Origin of the sequence: Mesorhizobium sp. CC13, from assembly GCF_039907765.1 — a bacterium.
In the GTDB taxonomy this organism is placed as follows: Bacteria; Pseudomonadota; Alphaproteobacteria; order Rhizobiales; family Rhizobiaceae; genus Aminobacter.
Genome location: NZ_JARDJI010000004.1, coordinates 95,461 through 121,080, shown reverse-complemented (window position 1 = coordinate 121,080; position 25,620 = coordinate 95,461). Strand labels below are relative to the sequence as shown.

Below are 25,620 nucleotides of genomic sequence, written 5' to 3'. Positions count from 1 at the left end.
GAAAGACAGCTGAAGCGAGGCCGGCGTCCCCGGATGCGCCGCTGCAGCGGGAGGAGAAGACGATGAGCAAGACCGTTCGCCTGACCATGGCGCAGGCGCTGACGCGCTACCTGACGCGGCAGATGACCGTGATCGACGGCAAGATGGTGCCGCTGTTCGGCGGCGTGTGGGCGATCTTCGGGCATGGCAATGTCGCCGGGCTCGGCGAGGCGCTCTACCAGGTGCGCGAGGAGCTGCCGACTTATCGCGCCCACAACGAGCAGGCGATGGCGCATGCGGCGATCGCCTTTGCCAAGGCCAATTTCCGCCAGCGCATGATGGCGGCGACCAGCTCCATCGGCCCCGGCGCGGTCAACATGGTGACGGCGGCCGCGCTTGCACACGTCAACCGGCTGCCGGTGCTGCTCCTGCCCGGCGATGTGTTCGCCAACCGCGTGCCCGACCCGGTGTTGCAGCAGGTCGAGGATTTCGGCGACGGCACGGTCTCGGTCAATGACTGCTTCCGTCCGGTATCGCGCTATTTCGACCGCATCACCCGGCCCGAGCAGATCATCCCGGCCCTGGCGCGCGCCATGCAGGTGCTGACCGATCCGGCCGAATGCGGCCCCGTCACGCTGTCCTTGTGCCAGGACGTGCAGGCCGAGGCCTATGACTATCCCGAGAGCTTCTTTGCCGAACGCGTGTGGACGCCGCGCCGGCCGCGCCCGGACCGCGACGAATTGGCGACCGCGGCCGAGGTGCTGAAGGCGGCGAAGAAGCCGCTGATCGTGGCCGGCGGCGGGGTGCTTTATTCCGGCGCGTCGGATGAACTCGACCGTTTCGTGCAAGCCACCGGCATCCCGGTCTGCGAGACGCAGGGCGGCAAGTCGGCGCTGACCGACGAGCACGGGCTGAACATGGCGGCGGTCGGCGTGACCGGCACGGAGGCAGCAAACCGGCTGGCCGAGGAGGCCGACGTGGTGCTGGCGGTCGGCACGCGGCTGCAGGATTTCACGACAGGCTCTTGGGCGCTGTTCAAGAATGCCGCCAAGACCATCATCGGTCTCAACGTGCAGGCCTTCGACGCCGGCAAGCACCGGGCGCTGCCGCTGGTCGCCGATGCCCGCGAAGGGCTCGCCGAACTCGGCGCGGCCATCGGTAGCTACAAGGCGCCCGCGTCCTGGACCGAGAACGCCAAGGCCGGCAAGGCCGAGTGGCGCAAGTCCGCGACCAAGGTGACAGTGGCGACCAACGCGGCGCTGCCTTCGGATGCGCAGGTGATCGGCGCGGTGCAGCGGACGCTGGGCTCCGACGTCATCGTGCTGCATGCGGCCGGCGGCCTGCCGGGCGAGATGCACAAGCTGTGGCAGGCGGGCGGACCCGGCTCCTACCACTCAGAATACGGCTTCTCCTGCATGGGCTACGAGATCGCCGGCGGCCTGGGCGCCAAGATGGCGCGGCCGGACAAGGAGGTCGTCATCATGATCGGCGATGGCTCCTACCTGATGCTGAACTCGGAGATCGCCACTTCGGTGATGCTGGGGCTCAAGCTGACCATCGTGCTGCTCGACAACCGCGGTTATGGCTGCATCAACCGGCTGCAGATGGCGACAGGCGGGGCCAACTTCAACAACCTCTTGCGCGACACGAAGCACGAGATGCTGCCCGACATCGATTTCGTCGCACATGCGAAAAGCCTCGGCGCCAATGCCGAGAAGGCGGCGTCGATCGCCGATCTCGAGGCGGCGCTGGAGCGTGCCCGCAAGAGCGACCGGACGACGGTCGTGCTGATCGATACCGACCCGCTGATCTCGACAGGCGAGGGCGGCCACTGGTGGGACGTCGCGGTGCCCGAAGTCAGCGCCCGCGCCGAGGTCAATGCCGCGCGCAAGGGCTACGAGGAGAAGTTGAAGCTGCAGCGGGTGGGAGACTAAGGCTTAGGCCTGTGAGGTTGGCGCTGCCCCTCACTGTCCTGCCGGACATCTCTCCCCGTAAACGGGGAGAGACACGCCTATCGCGACGCTCCTGCCAAACGCCAAAATTTGGTGATTGGCGACACGGTGATGCCAGCCACTCTCTCCCCGCCTGCGGGGAGAGATGTCCGGCAGGACAGTGAGGGCAGTGCAAAGGTTCAAACCCTCCATCGCGAGGGATAGCGCGAAGCGACGGGGTGGGGTCCCCACGTCGCGCTCTTCGAATTACCCCCACCCGCGCCTGCGGCGCGACCTCCCCACAAGGGGGAGGTAAGAATGGAGAACTGACGTGAAAGCCAAACTGGGCATGTCCCCCATCGCATGGTGGAACGACGACCTTCCGGAGCTGAGCGATGACGTGTCGCTGGAGGAATGCCTCAGGCAGTCGCGCTCGGCCGGCTTCACCGGCATGGAGCAGGGCCGCCGTTTCCCGAGCACGCCGGAGGCGATGCTGCCGATCCTGAAGACGGCCGACGTGACTTTGTGCGGCGGCTGGTTCTCCGGCACTCTGGTCAACGAGGAGCTGGCGGCCAACAAGGACCGCATCCAGCCGATGATCGAGCTGTTCAAGGCGGTCGCAGCGCCCTGCATCGTCTATGGCGAGGTCGGCCGCTCGATCCAGGGCGACCGCTCGAAGCCGCTGGCGACCAAGGCCGTGCTGTCAGACGACGAAATGAAGGCCTATGCCCGCAAGCTGACCGAATTCGGCGAATGGTGCGCGGAGCAGGGCATGCCGCTGTCCTATCACCACCACATGGCGGCGGTGGTGCAGTTCGAGCACGAACTCGACGCCTTCATGAGGCACTCGGGCGAAGGCATTCCGCTGCTGCTCGATGCCGGCCATCTCGCCTTTGCCGGCGGCGACGTGCTGCGCGCCATCGACAACCACCACGAGCGCATCAGCCACGTGCATGTGAAGGACGTGCGCATGGACGTCATCAACGGGCTCGACTGGACCAGGCAATCCTTCCTCGACGCCGTGGCGCTGGGCGCCTTTACCGTGCCGGGCGACGGCTCGCTCGACTTCGGTGCGATCGTGCAGAAGTTCGCCGACCATGGCTACGAGGGCTGGTTCGTGGTCGAGGCCGAGCAGGACCCGAAGAAGAACCCGCCGCTGAAGATGGCCGAGGTCGGCCATGCCGAGCTGATGCGGGTGATGACGGCCGCCGGCTACACGGTGGAGACGCAGGGCTTTCCTGCCGCATGACCCCGAAAGTCGAAGCCGATTTTCGGTCGAGGTCATGCGATGGTCCAAGGTGTTGCGGCGTCCTTTGCGCGTCTCCGACGCGCGGCGCCGTAATGCTTGAGGGCTGTCGCCGAGCCGGTTACGATCCCGGAGTGTCGACCGGCGAGGCAGTACGCAATTGATGAACGACCAGAACCATCCGTTCCTCAGGCCGCTGTGGCGGCGCATCGTGCTCGTCGGCATCTGCGCGGCGTGGTCGGTCCTGGAGTTCGCCACCGGCTCGCCCTTCTGGGGCACGCTGGCGGGCGGCATGGCAGCACTCGGCGCCTACCAGTTCCTGATCGCCTACAAACCCGGCGACGACGCCGCCCCCGACAAGGAGTGAGAGACCATGTCGAAACTCTTGATCAAGCCGAAGCACGGCGCGGGCCGGGCGATCCACGTCACCCCGGAGACCGCCGGCTGGACCTATGTCGGCTTCGACCTGCACAGGCTGGAACCCGGCGATACCTATGGCGACTGGACCGCGGACCGCGAGACCTGCCTGGTGCTGGTTTCCGGCAAGGCGCATGTGCGGGTCGGCGAGGACGATCTCGGCACGCTGGGCGAACGCATGTCGCCCTTCGAGGGCAAGCCGTGGTCGGTCTACGTGCCGGCCGGCGGCGACTGGTCGGTGCGGGCGGAGACCAATGTGGAACTGGCGGTGTGCACGGCGCCCGGCCTGAACGGCGGCCATCCGCTGCGCATCATCGGGCCCGACGATGTCAAGCAGGAGGTGCGTGGCAAGGGCACCAACACACGTTACGTGACCAACATCCTGCCTGAAAGCGAGCCGGCGGATTCGCTGCTGGTGGTCGAGGTGATCACGCCCGGCGGGCACACGTCGAGCTATCCGCCGCACAAGCACGACGAGGACAACCTGCCGGCGGAATCGCTGCTGGAGGAGACCTACTACCACCGGCTCAACCCGCCGCAGGGCTTTGCCTTCCAGCGCGTCTATACCGAGTTCGACGATACCGGCCACCGCGAGATCGACGAGGCGATGGCGGTGGAGGACGGCGACGTGACGCTGGTGCCCAAGGGCTACCACCCCTGCGCCGCCTGCCACGGCTACGACCTCTATTATCTCAACGTCATGGCCGGGCCGGTGCGGACGTGGAAGTTCCACAACGCCAAGGAGCATGAGTGGCTGCTGAAGGCCTGAGGGCTGGTGGTCGACACACTTCCGTAACCGAGGACCAAACGATGGCACGCAACAGGCCAACGGTCGCAGATTTGCGCGCGCTTAAGGGCAAGCGCCAACTGTCGAAACTCCGGGTGACGACGCTGGAGGAGGCGGAAGCCGCCGAGCGCGCCGGCATTGACCTATTGTCCGTGACCTACGGGCTGATGCTCGACAAGCGTTTCCGCGACGCCGCGCCGACCTGCTTTGCCGTGCCCGGCGACGAGTACGGCATGATGGGGGCGACGACCGACGAGGTCCTGCGAACGGCCGTCAGGCTGAAGGCGGCGAGCGCGGACGCGGTCTATTGCTCGGCGAGCGCGCAGACCATCCGCCGGCTGGCCGACGAGCGCATCCCGGTGTGCGGCCATGTCGGGCTGATCCCGACGCATTCGACCTGGACCGGCGGATTCCGTGCCGTCGGCAAGACCGCCGAGACGGCCGAGCTGGTGTGGCGCCAGGTCAAGGAACTGGAGGCGGCCGGGGCCTTTGCCGCCGAGATCGAGGTCGTGCCGGCGGAGGTGGCGACGGCGATCTCGAAACGCACGCCGCTGGTGCTGATCTCGATGGGCGCGGGCGCCGGCTGCGATGCGCAGTACCTGTTCGCCGAGGACGTGCTCGGCCTCAACCGCGGCCACACTCCGCGCCATGCCAAGGTCTACCGCAACCTCGCCGCCGAAAATGACCGCATCCAGCAGGAGCGGATCGCCGCGTTCAGGGAATATGCCGCCGACATCGCCAGCGGCGCCTATCCGGCGGCCGGCCACGCGGTCGGCATCGATGCCGAGGAAATGCGCCGGTTCGAGGCCTTCCTGGCGCAACAGCCCTGACACAAGGCTCCGCGGCTATGGCCCCGGCACCATGGGGCGCGGCGCTGCCGGGCGGGGATCGAGCATGATGTAGCTCGGCTGGGCGCCCTGGCGGAATCGCCGGAGCAGCACCCTGGTCTTGACCAGCAGGCTTTCGTCGCGCTGCGCGCCCTCCAGCCTGCGAACCAGATCCTGCAAGACCTCGACCGCCTCTTCGGCGCGGTCCAGGGCACCGAGGCTCTTGCCGAGGGAAAACTGCGCGGCCGAAAATTCGTCGTTGCGGGCGAGCGACTTGCGAAACGCCGCCACCGCGCCGTCGTGGTCCTCCAGGGTCTGCAGTGCCGCCCCCAGCCTGAACCAGACCTTGGAGGCGTTGGGCGAAACCGCCGACAGCCGGGCATAGAGGTCGCGCGCCTCGCGGTGGTCGCCCTTGGCCGAGACCAGCTGGCCGAGCCCGTAGAGCGCGCGGGCGTAGCCGGGATCGGTGCCGAGGATCTGCCGGTAGCCGCTCTCGGCGCGCGCGAGTTCGCCCCGTTCGTGGAACCGCTGCACCTCCGCGTAGATGCCGTCGAGCGAGCGCGGATCGAGGCGATTGCCGAAGTTGCGGCCGCTCTTGGTATGGATCATGGCGCAGTGGATACGGCTTTCGGTCACGCCGAAGGCGAATTTGTAAGGCTCGTCGCCGCGCAGGAAGTCGTAGGTGGCGAAGCCGCGCCCGATGGCGGTGCGGATGCTGTGGCCGTGGAGGATGAGCCCGACGGGGATCGAGGTCACCGTCCCGTCGCGGCCGGCGATGAAGAACAGCATCGCCTTCTTGACCGGGTCGACGAAGCTGGCGACCGCGCCCAGCGGCCGGTCGCCCTGCCAGAGCACGGGCATGTAGAGCGCGCCTGTTTCGAAGCCGTCGCGCAGCACGACACGGTTGTGGCGCAGGATGGAGGTGAGCCTGCCTCCCTTCCGCTCGCCCCATTTCAGCCGCCAGAACTCGAGCAGCGTCTCGATGTCGCGATGGCAGGTCAGGGCATCGGCCTCGGTGACGCGCAAGTCGCCGGCGTCGACCTTGCGCAGGAAGCGCCGCAGCTTCTGGCGGGTATTGGTGCTCAGCACCTTGTCCAGATAGGTGTCGAAGCTGTCGGGCAGGGTGGCGGCGAAGCAGCGGCAGTTGTCGACATTGTCGGCCTTGTTGACGCGGCTGAATTCGCGTAGCGCCAGCGTCTCGTCGGGGAAGGCGGCGAGGAATGCCTTCAGCCTGCCCGTCGACATGCGGACGTTCTCGAGATGCAGGCGGGTCCAGCCCATGCCGCAGAGATGGCGTGCAAAGGCCTGCATCGTCCGGCCGGCGTGGCTCGGCGCACACAATGCGCCGGTGTAGTCGGCGGCGTAGTTGCCGGCCATGTTGATCTCGTTGAAGAAATGTCCGGTCTTGTTGTTCAAGCGGGTGCGCAGCCGCAGCGGCATCAGGCCGACATAGGGCGAGCCGGGCCCGCCGTGGCGAGCCGCCAGGATGAACCAGGTGCCGTCGTAGAGGCGCAGGTAGCGCGACAGCCAGGTCCAGGAGAGGAAGAACTGCGCCTCCGGGTCGCTCTCGTAGAGCCGGTCCCAGTTCTCCCTGAGCTCGGCGAGCCGCTTCGGATCGGTGATGACGTCGACCTGCATCGTCTGCCCCTGTGTTGAGGTGTTGTCGATTACCGCTCCATGAACGCCCGCGACATGCTGTCGGCGATGGGCTTGGTGAGATAGCTGAAGAAGGTGCGTTCCTCGGTCTGGACCAGGACCTCGGCGGGCATGCCGGGGGTGGGGGTGAAGCCGTGGACGCGGGCGATTTCGCTGGCCGGCAGGCTGATGCGGGCGAGATAGATTTCCCGGGCGACCGGCGTCGAGTTGTCCGGAAGCGCATCCGCCGAAACGTAGATCACCTTGCCGTCCAGCACCGGGGTGGTGCGCCGGTTGAGCGCCGTCAGCCGCACCGTGGCGTTCTGGCCGACCTGCACGTTGTCGATATCGGTGCGCGAAACCTGCGCCTCGATCACCAGCGGCACGTCCGACGGCAGGATCTCCAGGATCGGCTTGCCGCTTTCGATGACGCCGCCCGGCGTGTGGTAGTACATCCGCACGATGGTGCCCGAGACCGGCGCATTGATGGTGACCCGGTTGAGCACGCTCATGGCCTCGCGCAACTGCTCGCGGACGGTGTCGAGGTCGCCTTCGAGGCCCTGGAGCTGCTCGAGCGCCGCCTGCTTGTAGGCGTCCTCGGTCTGGGTGATCTGCTGCTCCAGCTTGATGATCTGGGCGCCGGTTTCCGAGACCTCGGCGACCAGCCTGCCGATCTGGCCCTCTGCCTCGGCCATGGCGCGCTGGATCGCCTTGATCTCGGTGGCGCGCAGCAGGCCCTTGTCGAGGAGCGTCTTCTTGCCCGCATATTCCTCTTGCATCAGGGCCAGCTGCCGCCTCACCGCGTCCAGTTGCTGCTGGTAGCCGTCGGCGCGGTAGCGGAATGCGGCGATGTTCTGCTGGAGCAGCCCGATTTCGCTCTGCAGCTTGCTGCGCGCGGCATCGAAGTTGAGCTGCTGGCCCTCGACGATCGGCTTGATGTCGGGATCGGCCATGTTGTCGACGACGCTCGCGGGGAAGGTGATCGCCGGTGCCCGGGCAACTTCGGCGTTCAGCCTGGCCGCGATGGCGTCGAGGCGCACCTGGCGCAGGAATAGCTGGCGCTCGTTGGCCTGCGCGGCGGTCTCGTCCAGGCGGACGAGCGGCTGGTCGTAGGTGACGCGGTCGCCCTCGCTGACCAGAAGCTCCTTGATGATGCCGCCTTCGAGATGCTGCACGATCTTGTTCTGGCCGGCGGCGACGAAGGACCCCTGCGCGATGATGGCCGCGGCAAGCGGTGCGGTGAAGGCCCAGGTGCCGAAGCCGCCGAACGTCACCGCGATGAGCACCAGTCCGATCCTGGTCTGCCTGGAGATCGACCGCGGCACGTCGGCGTACCATTCCATGTCGTGAATCTTGACGACGTCGCTCATCGCAGTGCCCGCCTATGGAATCTGATGGCCGAAGGAACCGCCCTCGATGCTCAGGCCGCGCTGGGCCAGCGCCTGCAGCACGTCCTGGCGCATGCCGAAGAGGGCGACCGTTCCGTTGACCAGCAGCAGGATCTTGTCGACGCTCTGCAACAGCGCCGGCCGCTGGGTGATGGTGATGACGGTGATCTTCTGCTCTTTCGCGTGCTGCAGGGCGCGGGCAAGGGCCGCGTCGCCGGCGGCGTCGAGGTTGGAGTTCGGCTCGTCGAGCACCACCATCCGGGGGTTGCCGAAGAAGGCGCGCGCGAGCGCTATACGCTGCTTCTGGCCGCCCGAGAGCGGCGCGCCGTCGGCGGCGACGAAGGTCTCGTAGCCGTGCGGCAGCGTGGCGATCATCTCGTGCACGTCGGCGAGCTTGGCGGCCTGGAAGATCTCGGCGTCGCCGACGTCGTCGCGCATGCGGGCTATGTTCGCCTTGATCGAGGCGGGGAACAACTGGACGTCCTGCGGCAGGTAGCCGATGTTCTCGCCGAACTGGCGCTGGTCCCAGTTGCGCAGGTCCATCAGGTCGAGGCGGACGTTGCCCGAGGTCGGCAGGATGGAGCCGACCAGCATCTTGCCCAGCGTCGTCTTGCCGGCGCCTGAATTGCCGACGACGGCCAGCGAATCCCCTGGCGCCAGCGCGAAGGTGATGCCGTTGAGCACGACCCGCTTGGTGCCTTGCGGCACGAACAGCAGGCGCTCGACGTCGAGGCGGCCTTCCGGGCGCGGCAGGCGCAGGCGCTCGAGGTTGAGCGGGGAGGACTGCAGCAGGCTGGCGATGCGGCCATAGGCGGCGCGCGACTGCACCACCTGGTTCCAGCCTTCGATGGCGCCCTCGATCGGCCCGAGCGCCCGGCCGGCGATGATCGAGGCGGCGATGACCATGCCGCCGCTGAGGTGGCCGGCGAGGGCAAGATGGGCGCCCCAGCCGAGCATGGCGACCTGGGTCAGCAGCCGCACCGCCTTGGATGTCGAGGCAAACGCGATGTTGCGGTCCTGGGCGATGACCTGCGACCGCAATGAGCTCGCGGTGTCCTTGCCCCAGATGCGCACGGCCTCGGGGATCATCGCCAGGGCGTTGATGATCTGCGAATTGCGCGACATGGAATCGAGATGCAGATTCGCCTTGCTCTGATGCGAGTTGGCCTCGCCGAAGGGCGCCTCGGTCGAGCGCTGGTTGATGATCGCGATGATCAGCAGGATCAGCGACGTCGTGACGACGATGAAGCCGAGATGCGGGTGGACGAGGAAGACCGCCAGCACGAACAGCGGTGCCAGCGGGGCGTCGAGCAGCGACAGAAGCGTTCCTGAAACCAGGAACGAGCGCAGCTGGCCGAGATCGCCGAGCGTCTGGTACTCGCGCCCCGTCCCATGCAGGGCGGCGCGGGCGGCGGCGCTGAGGATGGGGGTGCCGAGCTGGGCTGCCACCTCCACCGCCGTACGCATCAGGATGAGGCGGCGGATGGCGTCGAAAATCGCCTGCAGCACCACGGCGCCGACGATGACGATTGTCAGCATGATCAGCGTGTCGACCGAGCGGCTGGTCAGCACGCGGTCGGATATCTGGAACAGATAGAGCGGGATCGCCAGCACCAGGATGTTGCTGGCGAGCGTGAACAGCATGACGATCAGGAGGTTTCGCTGGACGACCTGCTTGCCGGTCTTGAGCGAGGCGGAAAAGTCCACCGGGCCGAGCCGCTTGTGGAAGGCGTCGCCGCCGCCACCGCCGCCGCCTCCGCCGCCGCGATCGATGTCGCCGCCGGTCGGACCGTTGCTGCCGGGAAGCTTCTCCGCCCTCACCGGAACGGTATCGGCGTCGATGTTCACCGTGCCGGTCGGCACCGGCTTGTCCTTCATGTCCGGCCGCGGCTCGGACGGCTCGGTGTCCCGCATCTCGGGCATGGGCGAACCTGTCGCGGCTTCTACGGCAGCCTCCGCCGGCGGCTCGGCCGGCTGCGGGGCTTGCTGAGGCGGGATGATCGATGCCGCGGGGGGCATTGCCGGCTGGGGCCGGTCATCAAGCTGCCCGGGAGGGATCGGCAGCTTGGGCAGGGCCTGGGCGGAAGGGGTGGCCTTCTGCACGGCCGCGTCGCCTTCGGGCCGCTTGATCGGCGGCCTCGGCATTGGCTGGGGCGGATGCGTCGCCTCCCAGGCCGACCTGGCCGACGGCAGTTCGGCCTTGGGCAGTTGATGGGCGTTGCGCGCCGGCTCGGCCGATACCGGCGGCGTCGCCTTTTCGGGGGCCGCGACTGGCTGCGGCGTCGGGTCGGCCGGTTCGGCGCCCGCGACCTGCTTCAGTTCGCCGACGACGTTGTCGATGTATTTCTCGAGCCTGTCGATCGCAGCTTCCTGCGGGGCGACGGCGCTGGAGAGCCGCTGGTCCGGAGGAGGATTGGTGGCGGCGCGCGACGGGCGGGCGGCCGGACCGTCTTCGCCTTCGCCGCCTTCCGGCACATCGTGGAATTCGCTCCAGCCGTGGTCGCGATCGTCGGTCATCTTGCGATCCTTTCGGCCGGGTCAGGCGAGCATGTTCTGCATGACGTCGACGGTGCCGGAATCCGCCGGCAGCGGTACGGCGTGGTCTGCGTGCGGGTCCGGGCCTGTGTCGTCGGTGCCGTCGTCGAGGAAGGCCACCGCCTCGTTGACCAGCACGTCCGGATCCTGGGCGCCCAGGTTCGGATCGCTGGACACCAGCTCCGCCTGGATCAGGACCTCGTCGGAATAGCTCTCGCCGCCGACATAGGTCTTGGTCGCGCCGTCGACGTCGACGATGCCGGCGAAGTTGACCAGCTCGTTGCTGCCGGTGGTGACCGTCCACTGTGCGTCCGGTTGCGCGGCAAGCTCGTTCATGGCGACAGCAACCTGGTCGCTGTCGCCGAGCACGGTTGTCTGTTTGATGTATTGCAGATTGTAGATGTCGCCGGAAATGTAGAGCACGCGCAGCACGCCGATGCCGGCGAAGGCGCTGTCGTGCAGGACCTGGTTGGGCAGGTCGTCCTTGCCGGCGGCGAGGTTGTCGGCCGCCTTCTTGTAGAAGCCGGGCAGGTTCTCGTCGTCGTTGCCCTGGCCGACATTGACGATGGCCGCCTCGTTCCACAGCAGGTTTCCCGCCGTCGAGAGCGCGCCGCCGCCGGTCGTCTCGAAACCGGACACCGCGCCCAGCTGGTCGTTGTCGATCAGGAGGTTGAGCTGCTGGATGATGTTGGCGTCGTAGATGTTGCCGCCGACGATGATGAGGTCGTAGTAGTAGCCCAGTTCACTGAGCGACACGTCGTTGACGGCCGTGTTGTCGCCGGTCGAGACCACGGTCTTCACGCCGGACGACGACAGGATGCAGACGTCGCCATCCATCATGAAAGCGTACTGGTCGATCCAGTTGAGCAGGATGAGGTCGCCGGAAATCTCGGTCACGACATAGTAGGACGGGAAGCCCGAGGGGGCATTTCCGGCGTCTGCCGCGCCGGCATCCGGATCGATGCGCTGGAACGTGGCGATGTTGAAGGTCTCGTCGATGTTGTCGGGGCCGATCCGCCAGCCGTTCAGGCTCGCGCCGACGCTGTCGGTGTCGGCAACGATGTTGATCTGGATCACGGCGTTGAGTTCGACATGGTCGCCGACCGCGGCAATGACGCCGGACGAGGCCCAGTCGTTGGTGATGACGGCCGAGTTCACGACCGTGTTGCCGCCGCTCTCCAGCTCGACCGAGGGGGCTATCGAGCCATCGCCCCAGCCGGCCATGAAGTCGGAAGAATCGGGAGGGGCGCTGAAGTCGGGCTTGTCCGGTCCGCCGTCTTCCTCATCCCTGAGGAAATCGGCGTAGTCCTCGAGCTTGGGGGCGTCCCCGTCCTGGACCTCGACGCCATTGACGAAGATGCCGTCGATGACACTGTCCTTGACGACGACGACTACGGCGTCGCCGTGGCCGTCGGCGGTGAAGCCGTCCAGCCGCGCGACCGCGGTCGTCACGAATGTGCCGATCTCGTCGGGCGTTGCGGGCAGCGCCAGGTCGTCGATCGGCGACAGGTCGGCAGCGGCCGTCTGCAGCATGTTCATCTGGAGGTCGTCGGCCGGCGCCGGCGTGAATTTCAGGCCGCTGCCGCCGGCGCCGACATAGTCGGCGTCGGACAGGCGGATATCCTGGTTGACGATGATCGGCAGCGATCCCGGCGGCACGATGCCCGGCAGCACGATGCTGGACGAGGCAAAGGGGGCATGGGGAACGTTGAAGCCCGGATAGAAGATATCCGGCCCGTGCGGGGCGGGGATCTCGGGCGGCGTGAACCACACGTTCGACCACACCGTCGTCACCACCAGCTCCGGCGGCAATCCGAGATAGGGAACGTGCGGGTCGAAGTCCTCGAGGGTGTGCCGGGCGTCCACCTGGACGGCGGCGCCGTCCTGAATCGGCTGGGCATCTTCCTTCGCCTGGCTGGCCCTGAACTCGTCGTATGCCTGTTTCTGGCGAGCCTCTTCGATCGAGGTGTCGAACAGTCCGATGAAATGAGCGATCGCCTCGGTGACCTTGTCCAAATAAACGGAATTCACGTGCGTTGCCTCCGGTATCGGAACCTAGGAGCCGGCCGGGCCCGGGCATGCTCAGCCGACCATGGAGGACTGCGCGGGGGACCCGCGCAGTCCGTTTGGGTCACTCCGCCGCAGCGGAGTCGAACGATCGCGGCTAGGTGTTGGAGCCGGAGCCGTCTTCGCCACTGAGCGTATGGTCGTAGTCGCCGCCGACCACGGTCATGTCGACCGTGTTGCCCTGCAGGTTGGCACCCATCACGATCTGCTGGTTGAACGCGCTGGTGTCGATGATGGCGTCGGCGTTGGCCTCGCTGGAGCCGGTGACGTAACCGTCGTCGCCGTTGTAGGAGCCCCACATTCCGCCGTCGCCGCCGGCGCCGCCGAAGCCGCCATTGGCCGTGCCACCCGCGCCGCCAGCGCCGCCCGCGCCGCCCCAGACGTCGCCGACCTTGGCGTCACCGCCATAGCCGTCGGCCCAGGCGCCACTCAGCGCATGGCCGCCTTCGCCCCCCCAAGCCGTCGCCGCACCGCCGGTGCTTGCGCCACCGGTCGCGTCGCCGTTCATGGCGTAGCCGCCAAGGCCGTCGCCGCCGGCGCCGCCGCCGCCGCCGGTACCGCTGCCCGAGCCGGAGCCCGTGCCGGTACCCGTGCCGGTGCCGGTGCCGTCCCCGCCGGTCGAGAAGGAGTCGCCGGCCGTCGATGTCGCGTCGCCGCTGGTCGCAGTGGCATCGCCCGTGCCGCCGCCACCGCCGCCGCCGCCGCCGCCACCGCCGCCGCCGGTATTGCCGGCATCGCCGCCGTCGCCCTCGGCGTCACCGCCGAAGCCGAAATTCAGGATGGGCACGATCGGTACGATGGCATCGATGCCATCGCCGCCATCGCCCTCGGCGTCGCCGCCTTCGGAATCGCCGCCGTCGCCGCCGCCGCCGCCGCCACCGCCGTCGCCGCCGTCACCGCTCTCGGCCTTCGCCTCGTCGGATTCGGCCTTGGCGTCGCCGCCGTCGGAATTGGCTTCGCCGCCGAGCCCGGCACCGAGGCCGAGACCGAGGCCGAGGCCGAGGCCGACGCCGGTGCCGTCGCCGCCGCGACCGCCTTCGTCGCCTTCGCCCTTGCCGCCCTCGGCGTCGTTCTTGCCGTCGCCGCCGTCGCTCTCGCCACCTTCGGCCTTGGTGTCGCCCTTGGCGTCGCCGCCGAGCGCGGCACTGAGTGCCAGACCGCCCGTGCCGTCGCCGCCGTCGGCCTTGCCGCCCTTGGTGTCGCCGCTGTCGCCGCCGTCGCCGCCATTGGCCTTGGCGTCGCCGCCCGAGCCGCCGCCGCCGCCGGTGTCGATGCCGTCACCGGCCGAGGCGAAGCCGCCCTTGGCGTCCAGATCCTGGGTAAAGGTGCCTTCGTTCTTGACGGTCGCTTCCTCGAGCTTGTCGTCGTCGGACATCTCGGCGATCTGGTTGATGACAAAGGCGTTGTTGCCATTGCCGTTCAGCGAGCCGTTGAGGATGTCCTTGAAATCGACGTCGTCGCCGGGATCGTAGGAGATGTTGCCTTCCTTGGTGATGAGCATCGTATCGATGTCGCCACCGCCGGTATCGATGTCGGCGAAGTCGTCGTCGGAATGATCGTCGCCCAGCAGGCCCTCGGCCTTCAGGTCGACCTTGACGTCGACATCCACGTCAACCTGGGTCTCGTTCTTGTTCTCGTTGACGTTCTTGTTTTCGGATTCGTTCTTGTTTTCGTTCTCGTTCTTATTCTCGGACTCGTTCTTGTTCTCGCTTTCGTTGTAGTTGTCCGACTCGTTCTTGTTCTCGGACTCGTTCTTGTTTTCGTTCTCGTTGGAATTGTCGGTGTCGTTCTTGTTTTCGTTCTCGTTCTTATTCTCGTTTTCGTTCTTGTTTTCGCTCTCGTCGCCGTAGTCGTGAGAATCGCCAGGGAACTGCAAACCGAACGCACTAATATTGCCGTTGTTCCTGTCAGACATCGTCGTGTCCTCGGTTGGGACCGCGCCTGCCGGACCGTTGTCATCTTGCAGACGGCCTTGGGCTTCGCGCGGACGTCGCCTCTATTTTCCATCTGGGAATGCCTGGATCGTCGGCCGTGGGGACTTGCAGCCGCTGATCCCATGCCTGTCTGGATGGCCTCTACCTCCTCTTGCTGGGCGAGGGCCTGCGTCCGGAATGCTTCACAATTCCGTGAATGGCGAAGCCTTCACGAATGGCCGTGTCACTCGGAATCGCAGTTCTGGTCGCGCCGCGCCCTCGCTGGCGAAACCCGGAAAGTCTGTGGCTGCCGCCCAGAAATTGTAAGCTGACACTTCGCGCTAGGCTTTTCGGGCGATCCGGCCAAGGATTCGCCGAGTGCGGAGAAGGCAGAACGGCGGGCCGCCCGGTTGTACTTCTTGCGACCCGCTCCACGCGAACAATTGCTTGTGCCGCAAAGAACAGCGCGGCTCGGCCGCTATGCTTTGCAACCTTGCGGCAGCGGCATGCGTCAACCAGCGGACGCGAGCCGGCGCGGGTTCAGGAAAGCAACAGGGGACTAATCCGTAAGGGGGGCAGGGCAGCCGGAAGCATTAGGCCGAATGAGCCTGCTAGCTCGTCTTGCTTATACCGAACCGGCAATGACCGGTATATGATCCACACTCATTTCCCGCCGCGCGGCACGCCGGGAGTAGCAGTCTATTGCGGGACAGAGGACGGGAGGCCTCATGTATCGGGTAGCAGTTGCAAGCGCGCGCCGCGCTGCTGGGGGCTCTGTCTCTGGCCAAAAGTCTTTCAAGACGCTGCTGATCGTGGCTCCGGCAGATTTCGTGTCGGAATCGCTCGTCTATGCGATCGAGCGCGAATTTCCCTGGATCGCCGTGGAACAGGTGCCGTCGCTGGCGGAGGCCTGCGCGGGCTTCGACTGCCCGGTCGCTCTGATCCTGCTCGAGGCCGAGCAATTGCCCGAGGTGGCGGCCCATTCCGAGCGCCTGTCGCAATTGCATCCCTTTGCCCAGATCATGCTGATCCAGGACGACGGCCGCCACGAGGTGTCGATCAAGGACGTGGTGACCGCCCGCAACATCCGCGGCGTGCTGCCCATGAACCTCAAGCTCGACGTGTGGCTGTCGGTCGTGCGCCTGGTGTTGCGTGGCGGCGAATATTTCCCGCTGTCGCTGTTCGAGCCGATCATGGAGCGGCGGCCGCCGAACGCCGACGAACTCGACGAGCATCCGGTGCGGCGCGTCCCGGACGGCGACCAGGAAGACTTCTACGAACTGACCGACCGCGAGCTGCAGATCCTCGGCATGGTCGCCCGTGGGCTGCAGAACAAGCTCATCGCCGCGGCGCTCGGACTGTCCGAGCACACGGTCAAGATCCACCTGCACAACATCATCACCAAGCTCGGCGCGCACAACCGCACCGAGGCGGCGGCCATCTATCACGAACGGAGGGAGGGGCTCGGCGACCGCGGCCCGGACGACGCAGCGGCGGTACGGGCGCCGCAACCCACGGCATGAACCTGCAATGCCCCGCTTCCAGGACGTCCTGCTCGTCGTCGGCCAGCTGAACTACACCTGGACGAACACCGAAAGCCTTCTGATCTACCTCATTGCCGGACTTGCCCAGGTGGACAAGGAAACGGCGATCATCATCTTCCTGACGCTGAACACGACGCGGGCGCGGCTCGACCTGGTCGAGCGGCTGGCGAAGCTGCCCAAGACAGCGGCCCCGTGCCGCCAGTCTATCCTGGCGGTGACGGAGCAGCTGACGCACCAGTCCAAGCTCCGCAACAAGTACAGCCACTGCATCTATTCGTTCGACGAGACGGGCACGCGCGCCAGCACCCAGCTGATGCGGGTCTTCGACAGCAAGGACGAGGTCCACTACGGCAAGCACGAGGAACTCGACGACACCGAGATGCGCCGCATCACCGCCTCGATCGAGGCGATCAGGGACATCAACCGGCAGATATGGAAGATCGTCGAGGACAACCGGTTTCCGCACTAGCCGGTGCCGTTCCGGTCGAGCCGGAACGGCACGTCATGCCGTGGCGGACGTCAGGCGCCGATGCGCATCCACCTGCCGGTTTCCGACTGCGATTGCCGGGCGAAATAGCGGTAGGGCGTTCGCGACCAGTTCTTCACCGAGTTGTTGAGGTTGTCGAGGATGAAGTCGCCCTTGTCGGTGCGCACGGTGAGGACCGTGTGGCCGATGCCGCGATAGGTGGCCACGGTGAGCAGCAGCGTCGAGGCGGGCCAGCCGCGCTTGCGCAGCTCGTTCTTCTTCAGGATGGCCAGATCCTCGCAATCGCCGACCGTCGTCGGCAGCCGCCAGTCGTCCCCGCGGCCGACGGTCTCGGCGTCGTCGCGCTGGCGGATGCGGCTGTTGACCGAGGCGGTGACCTGCCGGAGTTCCTCCATCCTGGCTTCGGTCAGCGTCGCGGTCCTGGCGGACCCGGCAGTGCTGCACAGGCGCGGCTGGCTGGCGCAGAAGGCATTGGCGGCCGGCGGCGCGAACGCATAGCCGACTGTGCTCATGCTCGGTCCGGACGAGTTCGTCTGGCTGCAGGCGGCCGCAATGAAAGCGGTCGCCAGCAGCGCCACTGGCGTTTTCATGTGTTGTCCCCTCTCTCCCTGGACGACACGTAGACAGCATATTAGAAGATGATAACGCAACCCCGGCGGGTGGTTGTTGCACGGTTTTCAAAAGGATGTATGCTTAACAAGATGTTTCCGCATGTCGGAACATTTGATCGATAGCGCCAGTTTGGGGACGGGCGCGTTTTTTCCCTCAGGAGGAAGAAATGAGGACGTTCCCAACCTGCGCACGCAGGGTTCATGCGATTCTGCTGGTCTCGTCGGCCTTGGCCGCAACCTTACCAACCGGATTTGCCTCGGCCCAGAACAGCATCCGGCCCCGCATGGCGGCGGCCCAGTGCCAGCCGCTGACCCAGGACAACTTCGAGATGTGCTGCATCGCGCTCAACCGCCGCAGCATCCTGTCGCCGGAGCAACTGGCGCAATGCCCGCCGCTCACCACCGCGGTCATTTCGGCGGTGCTCGCCGGCAGTGAGAACGACGGCAACGACGGCGGAACCGGCGGCGACGGCGGCTCCGGCGATGACGGCGACGGTTCCGGCGGCGGCAATGGCGGTGGCGGGAGCGGCGGTAGCGGAGGCTCCGGAGGCTCGGGCGGTAGCGGCGGTTCCGGGGGCGGCGGCGGCTCCGGTGGCAGTGGAGGTTCAGGTGGCGGTGGCGGGAGCGGCGGTTCAGGCGGCTCCGGCGGTTCGGGTGGCAGTGGCGGTTCGGGCGGCTCTGGCGGCAGCGGAGGCTAAGCGAGGCCGCGTCCGAGCGGACTTCTCGTGCAGGGCGAAGCCGAATCGGGCAGTCGCCCGGCCGGTGGCGCCGGGTCGGGTTGCCCGAGGGTGACCGACGGGACGACGCTTACGGCGTCTTCGAGACGGCCGAGTAGCGGTCGTCGGAGAAGGTCGTGCCCATCACCAGGCCCTTGACCCTGGCGCTCACGGCCACCTTGCGCACTTCCTGGAACATGAAGATGAAGGGGGAAGTGTCGGTGTGGACCTTCTGCATCGCCTCGTACATGGCCTTGCGCTTGGCGGTGTCCTGTTCGCGGACGGCCGCCATCGCATCGGCCGAAAGGCCGCGTGAGTTCCAGCCGAAACGGTCGGCCAGGCTTTCCGAGCCGTCCGGGGCGTCCTGCTTGTTGACCACGAAGGCCTTGGCGTTGGAGTGCGGGTCCGGATAGTCGGGCCCCCACAGGCCGAGCCAGATGTCGAGGTCGTGCTCGCGATAACGCTTCAGCCATTGCTGCCCGTCGACGACCACGAGATTGAGCGTCAGGCCGGCCTTGGCCATGTTGGCCTGGATGGCCTTGGCGAAGTCGGTGTAGGGCAGGGTGTCCCAGACGACCATGTCGAGCGAGAAATCGCCGGTGACCCCGCCTTCGGCCAGCAGCGCCTTGGCCTTCTCGACGTCGTAGCTGTAGGGGTTGTAGTCGAGAGCGCCGAGAAAACCCTTCGGCACCAGCGTCTGATGCACCTCCATGGTGCCGCGCGACACCGTATCGGCGATCCCCTTGTAGTCGACCAGGTATTTCATCGCCTGCACCACCTTGGGATTGGCGAGATACTGGTTCCGCACGTTGAGGCCCATGTAATAGATGTTGCCGGAACGGCCATAGATGGTGAAAAGGTCCGGGTTCCTTTCGACGGCGTCGAGATCGTCCGGCCGCAGCCTGTTGGCGATGTCGACCTCGCCGGCTTCCAGCATGCGGCGCTGGGCGCTGCTTTCGGCGACATGGCGAATGAGGATGCGGTCGATACCGGGCTTGTCGCCCCGATAGTTTGCATTGCGCTCGAGCAGGATCGACTGCCCGGGCTCCCACTTGGCAAGCGCGAAGGGGCCGGAGCCGGCCGAGTTGCTGGCCTTGAGCCAGCCATTGCCGTAGTCGCCGCTCACCTCCTTCGACTTGACGAGCTTGCTGTCGACGATGCCACCCATGTAGGACGACAGGCAATAGAGCAGGTAGCTCGGCGAATAGATGTCGGCGACCTGGATCACCAGTGTGTTTTCGTCGAGGGCCTTGATGCGGTCGTCGACATTGTCCGGCGAGAAGCCGAACTGGCCGATGATGAAGGACGAGCGCGACTTGAGGTGGATCACCCGGCGCAGCGAATATTCGGCATCGAAGGCGGTCACCGGGTTGCCGGAGGCGAACCTGGCGCCGGGAGTCATCTTGAAGGTGAAAGTCCTGCCGTCCGGCGAAACCGACCAGCTCCTGGCCAGCACGCCGACGATCCTGGCCGGGTCGTTGGGGTCGAAACTGACGAGCGGCTGGTAGATCTGGCTGCTGGTGAGCACGCCGCCGACCTCGCCGATCTCGCCGGGATCGAGCGTGATGACGTCGTCGATCGCATCCGCCACGACCAGCGTATCGGGCGGCGTGCCGCCCCGCGCAGCCGCAATCCCCAGAACCACGCCAACGACCGCGACGGCGATGGCCTTGAACAAACGCATCCTGTCTCCCCTCCAGGCAGGCGCCCGGCTACGGTTGCAGTCGTCTCCCTTGATCGCGCCGGCAGCCGACATCGCCTCCGCAATACGCCGGAGAGAAATTCGTCTCAACCGTTCAAATTGCGAAGTGCTTACATTCACTATTCTGCATACAAGAGTCATAGTCTAGGCATGCTGGTTGCAGAGTTCTTGCTGTTTGCGGAAGTGATCGCGGCGCAAGGTTCTTGCCGTCGACCTGCGCAAGGGTCGTGCCGGCTCCAGCGCCTGAATCGGCCTATCGCATCTTGCAACCGCGCAGCAATGCCCGGCAAACTTGGGAATATGGCAGCAGGGGAGCCGCGATGCTGGAAGTCCCTGAAGACCGGTGCGAGCGCAATCGCCTGTTCGAGCGGATCGACGGCGCCTTCAAGGCCGGCGATTTCGAGGCGCTCGGACGCGCGCTGGGCGGCTCGCGGCGCTGGTTCGACGAACCGATGCCGTTCGAGCTCGGCCTCGGCCATCCGCTCGAATATGCGATCTACTGGAGCCCGCTGGCCTTCATCGAGAAACTGATCGTCGAGGGGGCCGACCCGAACTTCGCCGACGATGCCGGGTTTCCCGCGATCATCGCGGCGCTGTCGTCCAGCCGGAGCGACCGGCTGGACGTCGTCGCGCTGCTCATCGGCCGGGGCGCGGATGTCGACCGCCGCGGCCTCAACGACTGGACGCCGCTGCACTATGCCACCTGTCTCCGGGACATCGAGGCCGTCGAGCGGCTGCTCTCGGCCGGCGCCGATCCGTTCCTGCGGACCCGGATAGACGATTGCACGACCGCGCTCGAGGAGGCCGAAGACGCCGGTTACGAGGAAGGCGCCGCGCGGCTGCGTGCGGCGACGCAAACCTGCGCGAGGGGCGCAGGCCTACCAGGTGACGTTTGACAGGCGCAGCCACGGCGGGTTGTCGGCATACATTTCCCGGATTAGGCCCTTGATCTCCTCGATCCGGCCCGACCTGTCGTTGCGCCGGTAGCTCATGATCACCGGCGAGGTGGCGGTTTCGTCGGACAGGATGCGGTAGCAGACGTCGTCGGTGCGCTGGCGCTGCGCCGCCGCCGGCAGGATGCAGACGCCGATGGCGGCGGCGACCAGCCCGAGCGCGGTCTGGATCTCGCGCACTTCCTCCACCACGCCGTGCTCGACGTTGAGGTCGGCGAACAGCGCCAGCACCTCGTCGGCGAAGCTCGGCCGCGGCTTTGAGGGGTAGATCACCAGCGTCTCGCCGGCGATGTCGCGCAGCGGCATCGGCTCGGGCGACAGCGATTTCGGATGCCCTTTCGGGAAGGCCACCACCAGCCTTTCCTCGCGCAGCGTGATGCGCTCGACATCCGGGTCGCTCAGCCGCACGCGGCCGAAGCCGAGGTCGATGCGCCCGTCCTTGAGTGCTGCGATCTGCTCCACCGACATCATCTCGCGGATCTCGATGCCGAGCTCGGGCCAGCGCACGCGCATGCGCCGGACGAGATCGGGGATGCCGCTGTAGAGGGTGGAGCCGACGCAGCCGATGATGAAGATCTCGCGCCTCGACTGAGCGATGCGGCGCGTCTGCTCGCGGATGTGCTCCATCCGGGCAAGGATCTGCGTCGCCTGCTCGTAGAAGAAACGGCCGGCGTCGGTGAGCGCCAGCGGCCGGCTGGAGCGGTCGATCAATGTTGCTCCCAGGGTATCTTCCAGTTGCTGGATCTGCCGGCTGAGCGGCGGCTGCGCGATGTGAAGGAGCTCCGCAGCCCTTGAGAAATTGCGCTCCCGGGCAACGGCGACGAAATAGCGGAGCTGGCGCATGTCCATGGCACTATACCTTACGGGTATCGAATCCGACCAAGATAGTCTTGGACCCTCCGGCCTCGCAAAGCTAGCGTCATGGCGAGAGTTTCGGAGGAGACTATCCGTGAAATCCGACATCCGCATCATCGAGATCGAGACGCTTATCCTTGATCTGCCCACCATCCGGCCGCACGCGCTGTCGATGGTGACGATGAGCGGCCAGACGATGATGATCGTCCGGCTGCGCTGTTCGGACGATGTCGTCGGGCTCGGCGAGGGCACCACGATCGGCGGCCTGGCCTACGGGTCGGAAAGCCCCGAGAGCATGAAGCTCACCATCGACCGCTACATCGCGCCGCTGCTCGCGGGTGCCGACGCAACCCGCGTCGGGCTTGCGATGGACAAGGTCAATGCCGCGGTGAAGGGCAACCACTTCGCCAAATGCGCGATCGAGACCGCATTGCTCGACGCACAGGCACGCCGCCTCGGCCTGCCGCTTTCGGAACTGCTCGGCGGGCGCCGGCGCGACAGCCTGCCGGTGGCCTGGACGCTGGCCTCGGGCGACACGGCCAAGGACATCGACGAGGCCCAGCGCATGCTCACGGCCCGCCGCCACAAGGATTTCAAGCTCAAGATCGGCAAGCGTCCGGTGGACCAGGACGTGGCGCATGTGGCGGCGATCCGCAAGGCGCTGCCGGACTTCGCCAGCGTCCGCGTCGACGTCAATATGGCCTGGCGCGAGCGCGAGGCGCTGCATGGGATCGCGGCCCTGGCGGATGCCGGCTGCGTGCTGGTGGAGCAGCCGGTGCACGGCGTCGAGCCGCTCGCCAGGCTGCAGGCGAAGTCGACCATAGCACTGATGGCCGACGAGATCCTGACCGGTCCCGAAAGCGCACTCGCGGCGGCCGCAAAGCATGCCGGCGACGTGTTCTCGATCAAGATCGAGCAGGCCGGCGGACTGTTTCCGGCAGCCAAGGTGATCGGAATCGCGGAGGCCGCGGGCATCGCGGTCTATGGCGGCACCATGCTCGAAGGGCCGGTGGGCACCATCGCGGCGGCGCATCTGTTCGCCGGGGTCCGCAGCCTCGAATGGGGCACCGAGTTCTTCGGGCCGCTGCTCCTGACCGAGGAACTGCTGACCGAGCCGCTCGGCTACGCCGACTTCGAGCTAAAGGTTCCGGCCGGACCCGGCCTCGGAATTGAACTGGACGAGGCGGCGGTGAACCGCTTCCGCCGCGACGGCAACAAGGCGTCCGCGTCGCTGCGGGTGGTTGGGTGACATCATGCTGTTCCATGTCGAAATGACCGTCGAACTGCCGCACGACCTTCCCGCCGAAGTGGCCGATCGCCTCAAGGCGACGGAGAAGGCCAAGGCCCAGGAACTGCAGCGGAGCGGCAAGTGGTGCCACCTTTGGCGCGTCGCCGGCCGCTACGCCAATGTCAGCGTCTTCGACGTCAGCGGGCCGGGCGAGCTGCACGAAATCCTGTCCGGGCTGCCGCTGTTTCCGTTCATGAAGATCGAGGTGAAGGCGCTGTGCCGGCACGGATCGGCGATCGCCGACGACGGCGCCTGACGCCGCAAGAGGTTTCCGCCGGCAAGGGAGAGCCGGCGGGGAAAGTCAACACATAGCAATGCGAGCCAGAAAGGGAGGTTCCCATGTCCAGCAAGCTCATTGAAAAGTCCGTCGTCGACGATCTCGCCAGCCGCGCCAGCGGCCTCGACCAGCCAGGCGGCGACCAGCGCCTGAAGACCATCGCCAACCGGCTCTTGGCCGACCTGTTCACGGCGATCGACGATCTCGACATCAGCATGAACGAGGTCTGGAGCGCGGTCGCCTATCTCGGCCAGGCGGCGCGCAACAACGAACTCGGCCTGATCGCGCCGGGCATCGGCCTCGAGCACTTCCTCGACCTGCGGCTCGACGAGGCCGAACGCCGCGCCGGCCTGGCCGGCGGCACTTCGCGCACCATCGAAGGGCCGCTCTACATCGCCGGCGCGCCGCTCTCCAAGGGCACCGCGCGCCTCGATGACGGCTCCGACAAGGGCGAGGTCGTGTTCATGCAGGGCCAGGTCCGCGACCAGAACGGCAAGCCCGTCGCCGACGCCATCGTCGACGTCTGGCACGCCAACACGCGCGGCAACTATTCGCATTTCGATCCGCAGCAGGCCGCCTACAACCTGCGCCGCCGCATCCAGACCGACGCCAACGGCCGCTACGGCTTCCGCTCGATCATGCCGAGCGGCTATGCGACGCCTCCGGGCGGCTCCACCGAGCAGCTGATGTTCGCCTTCGGCCGCCACGGCCACCGTCCGGCGCACATCCATTTCTTCGTCTCGGCGCCCGGCTACCGCCACCTGACCACGCAGATCAACATCGAGGGCGACGAATACCTGTTCGAGGATTTCGCCTTCGGCACCCGCGACGACCTGATCCCGCCGGTCACCCGCATCAGCGACCCCAAGGCGCTGGCCGAGCGCCAGGTGCAGGAGCCCTTCGCCTCGATCGACTTCGACTTCGTGCTGGTGCCCGAGAAGGAGGGCGTCGCCGACACCGTGGTCGAGCGCGAGCGCGTCTCGGCCTGACAGCCGCAACCGGCGCGCCGAGGAGAGGCGGCGCGCTGTTCTCTCGTGGAGGATTTCAAGATGCTGGACTCAATCGCCAACCGGCATATCGAGGAAACGCTCGAAGCTGCCGTCGTCGACGACCCCGCCACCGGCGCCTATCGCTGCCGGCGGGACATCTTCACCGATCCCGACCTGTTCGAGCTGGAGATGCGGCACATCTGGGAAGGCAACTGGGTCTATCTCGCCCATGAAAGCCAGATCCCGAACGCCAACGACTTCCTGACCGGCCATATCGGCCGCCAGCCGATCGTCATCTCGCGCGACCGCAAGGGCGATCTGCACTGCTTCCTCAACGCCTGCTCGCATCGCGGTGCGATGGTGTGCCGCCACAAGCGCGGCAACAAGAGCACCTATACCTGCCCGTTCCACGGCTGGACCTTCTCCAACAGCGGCAAGCTGCTCAAGGCCAAGGACCCCGACGGTGCCGGCTATCCCGAGCAGTTCAACAAGAACGGCTCGCACGACCTGACCAAGGTGGCCCGCTTCGAGAGCTATCGCGGCTTCCTGTTCGGCAGCCTGAATGCCGACGTGCTGCCGCTCGAACAGCATCTCGGCGAGGCGGCACGGATCATCGACATGATCGTCGACCAGTCGCCCGACGGGCTGGAAGTGCTGCGCGGCGGCTCGACCTATGTCTATGACGGGAACTGGAAGCTGCAGACCGAGAACGGCGCCGACGGCTATCACGTCTCGTCCGTGCACTGGAACTACGCGGCGACCACCAACCACCGCAAGGACGCGCTGGCGGCTGCCGCCGGCGTCGACGTCACCCGCGCCATGGACGCCTCGTCCTGGGCCAAGCAGGGCGGCGGCTTCTACTCGTTCGAGCATGGCCACCTCCTGCTCTGGACCCGCTGGAGCAATCCGGAGGACCGGCCGCTGGCCGAGAAGCGCGGCGAGCTGACCGAGAAGTTCGGCCAGTCCTGGGCCGACTGGATGATCGACCGCTCGCGCAACCTGTGCCTCTACCCCAACGTCTACCTGATGGACCAGTTCTCCTCGCAGATCCGGATGTACCGGCCCATCTCGGTCGACAAGACGGAGGTCACCATCTACTGCATCGCGCCCAAGGGCGAGGGTGCCGAGGCACGTGCCCGCCGCATCCGCCAGTACGAGGACTTCTTCAACGCCTCCGGCATGGCGACGCCCGACGACCTGGAAGAGTTCCGCTCCTGCCAGATCGGCTACCAGGCGCGGCAGGCGGCATGGAACGACCTCAGCCGTGGCGCCACGCACTGGATCGAGGGTGCCGACGAAGGCGCCAAGGCGATCGGCCTCAAGCCCCTGCTGTCCGGGGCCAAGACCGAGGACGAGGGCCTGTTCGTGATCCAGCACAAATACTGGAAAGAGACGCTGGAAAAGGCGATCGGCCGCAACCCGACCGACTGACCGAGCCCCGGGCGGCGGGACCGAACGCGCCGCCCTTTCACA

21 protein-coding genes are annotated in these 25,620 nt (G+C 66.6%); 13 read left to right on the top strand and 8 right to left on the bottom strand.

Features of this window, described 5'->3' with window-relative positions; all coding sequences use genetic code 11:
- Nucleotides 1-62: 62 nt before the first annotated feature.
- From iolD to PV773_RS08460, 5 genes are all read left to right on the top strand, one after another.
- The gene (gene iolD / locus PV773_RS08480; RefSeq protein WP_347965928.1) at nucleotides 63-1,913 is read left to right on the top strand and encodes a 3D-(3,5/4)-trihydroxycyclohexane-1,2-dione acylhydrolase (decyclizing); all 1,851 of its coding nucleotides are present in this window, start codon (nucleotides 63-65) and stop codon (nucleotides 1,911-1,913) included.
- A 328-nt stretch (nucleotides 1,914-2,241) separates the two neighbouring features.
- Complete coding sequence (gene iolE / locus PV773_RS08475; protein ID WP_347965927.1) at nucleotides 2,242-3,159, top strand: myo-inosose-2 dehydratase; 918 nt, start codon at nucleotides 2,242-2,244, stop codon at nucleotides 3,157-3,159.
- 160 nt (nucleotides 3,160-3,319) lie between these two features.
- Nucleotides 3,320-3,523: a DUF3329 domain-containing protein gene (locus tag PV773_RS08470; protein WP_347965926.1), complete on the top strand. Its 204-nt coding sequence runs from the start codon at nucleotides 3,320-3,322 to the stop codon at nucleotides 3,521-3,523.
- A 6-nt stretch (nucleotides 3,524-3,529) separates the two neighbouring features.
- Nucleotides 3,530-4,342, top strand: coding sequence for a 5-deoxy-glucuronate isomerase (gene iolB, locus PV773_RS08465; RefSeq protein WP_347965925.1), 813 nt, complete (start codon nucleotides 3,530-3,532; stop codon nucleotides 4,340-4,342).
- Between the two features lie 41 nt (nucleotides 4,343-4,383).
- Nucleotides 4,384-5,190 carry a 3-methyl-2-oxobutanoate hydroxymethyltransferase gene (locus PV773_RS08460; protein WP_347965924.1) on the top strand — a complete coding sequence of 269 codons (807 nt, stop codon included), beginning with the start codon at nucleotides 4,384-4,386 and terminating at the stop codon, nucleotides 5,188-5,190.
- Between the two features lie 15 nt (nucleotides 5,191-5,205).
- Here PV773_RS08460 and PV773_RS08455 read toward each other — a convergent pair whose 3' ends face one another.
- The 5 genes from PV773_RS08455 to PV773_RS08435 all read right to left on the bottom strand — a co-directional run bounded on the left by PV773_RS08455 (nucleotide 5,206) and on the right by PV773_RS08435 (nucleotide 14,727).
- Entirely contained in the window at nucleotides 5,206-6,825 is a 1,620-nt protein-coding gene (locus PV773_RS08455; RefSeq protein ID WP_347965923.1) for a GNAT family N-acetyltransferase, read from the bottom strand.
- A 29-nt stretch (nucleotides 6,826-6,854) separates the two neighbouring features.
- A complete protein-coding gene (locus PV773_RS08450; protein ID WP_347965922.1) occupies nucleotides 6,855-8,192 on the bottom strand; it encodes an HlyD family type I secretion periplasmic adaptor subunit in 1,338 nt (445 codons plus the stop codon).
- 12 nt (nucleotides 8,193-8,204) lie between these two features.
- Nucleotides 8,205-10,727, bottom strand: a complete 2,523-nt coding sequence (locus tag PV773_RS08445) for a type I secretion system permease/ATPase (RefSeq protein WP_347965921.1) — start codon at nucleotides 10,725-10,727, stop codon at nucleotides 8,205-8,207.
- A gap of 21 nt (nucleotides 10,728-10,748) precedes the next feature.
- Complete coding sequence (locus PV773_RS08440; RefSeq protein WP_347965920.1) at nucleotides 10,749-12,776, bottom strand: type I secretion protein; 2,028 nt, start codon at nucleotides 12,774-12,776, stop codon at nucleotides 10,749-10,751.
- Between the two features lie 133 nt (nucleotides 12,777-12,909).
- Nucleotides 12,910-14,727, bottom strand: coding sequence for a hypothetical protein (locus tag PV773_RS08435; protein ID WP_347965919.1), 1,818 nt, complete (start codon nucleotides 14,725-14,727; stop codon nucleotides 12,910-12,912).
- An 828-nt stretch (nucleotides 14,728-15,555) separates the two neighbouring features.
- Between PV773_RS08435 and PV773_RS08430 the strand changes: the two genes are divergently transcribed.
- Nucleotides 15,556-16,248 carry a response regulator transcription factor gene (locus tag PV773_RS08430; RefSeq protein ID WP_347965918.1) on the top strand — a complete coding sequence of 231 codons (693 nt, stop codon included), beginning with the start codon at nucleotides 15,556-15,558 and terminating at the stop codon, nucleotides 16,246-16,248.
- A 7-nt stretch (nucleotides 16,249-16,255) separates the two neighbouring features.
- Complete coding sequence (locus PV773_RS08425) at nucleotides 16,256-16,738, top strand: hypothetical protein (protein WP_347965917.1); 483 nt, start codon at nucleotides 16,256-16,258, stop codon at nucleotides 16,736-16,738.
- Nucleotides 16,739-16,788: 50 nt separating this feature from the next.
- On the opposite strand, the gene PV773_RS08420 is transcribed toward PV773_RS08425, so the two are convergent.
- Nucleotides 16,789-17,346 carry a transglutaminase-like cysteine peptidase gene (locus tag PV773_RS08420; protein ID WP_347965916.1) on the bottom strand — a complete coding sequence of 186 codons (558 nt, stop codon included), beginning with the start codon at nucleotides 17,344-17,346 and terminating at the stop codon, nucleotides 16,789-16,791.
- 188 nt (nucleotides 17,347-17,534) lie between these two features.
- On the opposite strand from PV773_RS08420, the gene PV773_RS08415 reads away from it, so the two are divergent.
- On the top strand, nucleotides 17,535-18,065 hold the full coding sequence (locus PV773_RS08415; RefSeq protein WP_347965915.1) for a hypothetical protein: 531 nt from the start codon (nucleotides 17,535-17,537) through the stop codon (nucleotides 18,063-18,065).
- Nucleotides 18,066-18,174: 109 nt separating this feature from the next.
- Here PV773_RS08415 and PV773_RS08410 read toward each other — a convergent pair whose 3' ends face one another.
- Nucleotides 18,175-19,767: an ABC transporter substrate-binding protein gene (locus PV773_RS08410; RefSeq protein WP_347965914.1), complete on the bottom strand. Its 1,593-nt coding sequence runs from the start codon at nucleotides 19,765-19,767 to the stop codon at nucleotides 18,175-18,177.
- A 338-nt stretch (nucleotides 19,768-20,105) separates the two neighbouring features.
- Here PV773_RS08410 and PV773_RS08405 point away from each other — a divergent pair, with 338 nt between their 5' ends.
- Nucleotides 20,106-20,681: an ankyrin repeat domain-containing protein gene (locus PV773_RS08405; protein ID WP_347965913.1), complete on the top strand. Its 576-nt coding sequence runs from the start codon at nucleotides 20,106-20,108 to the stop codon at nucleotides 20,679-20,681.
- Here PV773_RS08405 and PV773_RS08400 read toward each other — a convergent pair.
- A complete protein-coding gene (locus PV773_RS08400) occupies nucleotides 20,664-21,587 on the bottom strand; it encodes a LysR family transcriptional regulator (protein WP_347965912.1) in 924 nt (307 codons plus the stop codon). The genes PV773_RS08405 and PV773_RS08400 overlap by 18 nt on opposite strands.
- A 100-nt stretch (nucleotides 21,588-21,687) precedes the next feature.
- Between PV773_RS08400 and PV773_RS08395 the strand changes: the two genes are divergently transcribed.
- The 4 genes from PV773_RS08395 (at nucleotide 21,688) to benA (ending at nucleotide 25,578) form a co-directional block, all read left to right on the top strand.
- Nucleotides 21,688-22,842 carry a muconate/chloromuconate family cycloisomerase gene (locus PV773_RS08395; RefSeq protein WP_347965911.1) on the top strand — a complete coding sequence of 385 codons (1,155 nt, stop codon included), beginning with the start codon at nucleotides 21,688-21,690 and terminating at the stop codon, nucleotides 22,840-22,842.
- A gap of 4 nt (nucleotides 22,843-22,846) precedes the next feature.
- The gene (gene catC, locus PV773_RS08390) at nucleotides 22,847-23,137 is read left to right on the top strand and encodes a muconolactone Delta-isomerase (RefSeq protein ID WP_347965910.1); all 291 of its coding nucleotides are present in this window, start codon (nucleotides 22,847-22,849) and stop codon (nucleotides 23,135-23,137) included.
- An 83-nt stretch (nucleotides 23,138-23,220) separates the two neighbouring features.
- Nucleotides 23,221-24,147: a catechol 1,2-dioxygenase gene (catA, locus tag PV773_RS08385; RefSeq protein ID WP_347965909.1), complete on the top strand. Its 927-nt coding sequence runs from the start codon at nucleotides 23,221-23,223 to the stop codon at nucleotides 24,145-24,147.
- Between the two features lie 60 nt (nucleotides 24,148-24,207).
- Nucleotides 24,208-25,578 carry a benzoate 1,2-dioxygenase large subunit gene (gene benA / locus PV773_RS08380; RefSeq protein WP_347965908.1) on the top strand — a complete coding sequence of 457 codons (1,371 nt, stop codon included), beginning with the start codon at nucleotides 24,208-24,210 and terminating at the stop codon, nucleotides 25,576-25,578.
- Nucleotides 25,579-25,620: the final 42 nt, after the last annotated feature.

Bases quoted from the DNA above. Each gene is read 5' to 3' on its own strand.
- PV773_RS08445 (WP_347965921.1), bottom strand. From the start codon at position 10,727: ATGACCGACGATCGCGACCACGGCTGGAGCGAATTCCACGATGTGCCG.
- PV773_RS08420 (WP_347965916.1), bottom strand. From the start codon at position 17,346: ATGAAAACGCCAGTGGCGCTGCTGGCGACCGCTTTCATTGCGGCCGCC.
- iolD (WP_347965928.1), top strand. From the start codon at position 63: ATGAGCAAGACCGTTCGCCTGACCATGGCGCAGGCGCTGACGCGCTAC.
- PV773_RS08410 (WP_347965914.1), bottom strand. From the start codon at position 19,767: ATGCGTTTGTTCAAGGCCATCGCCGTCGCGGTCGTTGGCGTGGTTCTG.
- iolB (WP_347965925.1), top strand. From the start codon at position 3,530: ATGTCGAAACTCTTGATCAAGCCGAAGCACGGCGCGGGCCGGGCGATC.
- PV773_RS08460 (WP_347965924.1), top strand. From the start codon at position 4,384: ATGGCACGCAACAGGCCAACGGTCGCAGATTTGCGCGCGCTTAAGGGC.
- catA (WP_347965909.1), top strand. From the start codon at position 23,221: ATGTCCAGCAAGCTCATTGAAAAGTCCGTCGTCGACGATCTCGCCAGC.
- PV773_RS08455 (WP_347965923.1), bottom strand. From the start codon at position 6,825: ATGCAGGTCGACGTCATCACCGATCCGAAGCGGCTCGCCGAGCTCAGG.
- PV773_RS08470 (WP_347965926.1), top strand. From the start codon at position 3,320: ATGAACGACCAGAACCATCCGTTCCTCAGGCCGCTGTGGCGGCGCATC.
- PV773_RS08425 (WP_347965917.1), top strand. From the start codon at position 16,256: ATGCCCCGCTTCCAGGACGTCCTGCTCGTCGTCGGCCAGCTGAACTAC.
- benA (WP_347965908.1), top strand. From the start codon at position 24,208: ATGCTGGACTCAATCGCCAACCGGCATATCGAGGAAACGCTCGAAGCT.
- PV773_RS08405 (WP_347965913.1), top strand. From the start codon at position 20,106: ATGCTGGAAGTCCCTGAAGACCGGTGCGAGCGCAATCGCCTGTTCGAG.
- PV773_RS08400 (WP_347965912.1), bottom strand. From the start codon at position 21,587: ATGGACATGCGCCAGCTCCGCTATTTCGTCGCCGTTGCCCGGGAGCGC.
- PV773_RS08415 (WP_347965915.1), top strand. From the start codon at position 17,535: ATGAGGACGTTCCCAACCTGCGCACGCAGGGTTCATGCGATTCTGCTG.
- PV773_RS08435 (WP_347965919.1), bottom strand. From the start codon at position 14,727: ATGTCTGACAGGAACAACGGCAATATTAGTGCGTTCGGTTTGCAGTTC.
- PV773_RS08450 (WP_347965922.1), bottom strand. From the start codon at position 8,192: ATGAGCGACGTCGTCAAGATTCACGACATGGAATGGTACGCCGACGTG.
- catC (WP_347965910.1), top strand. From the start codon at position 22,847: ATGCTGTTCCATGTCGAAATGACCGTCGAACTGCCGCACGACCTTCCC.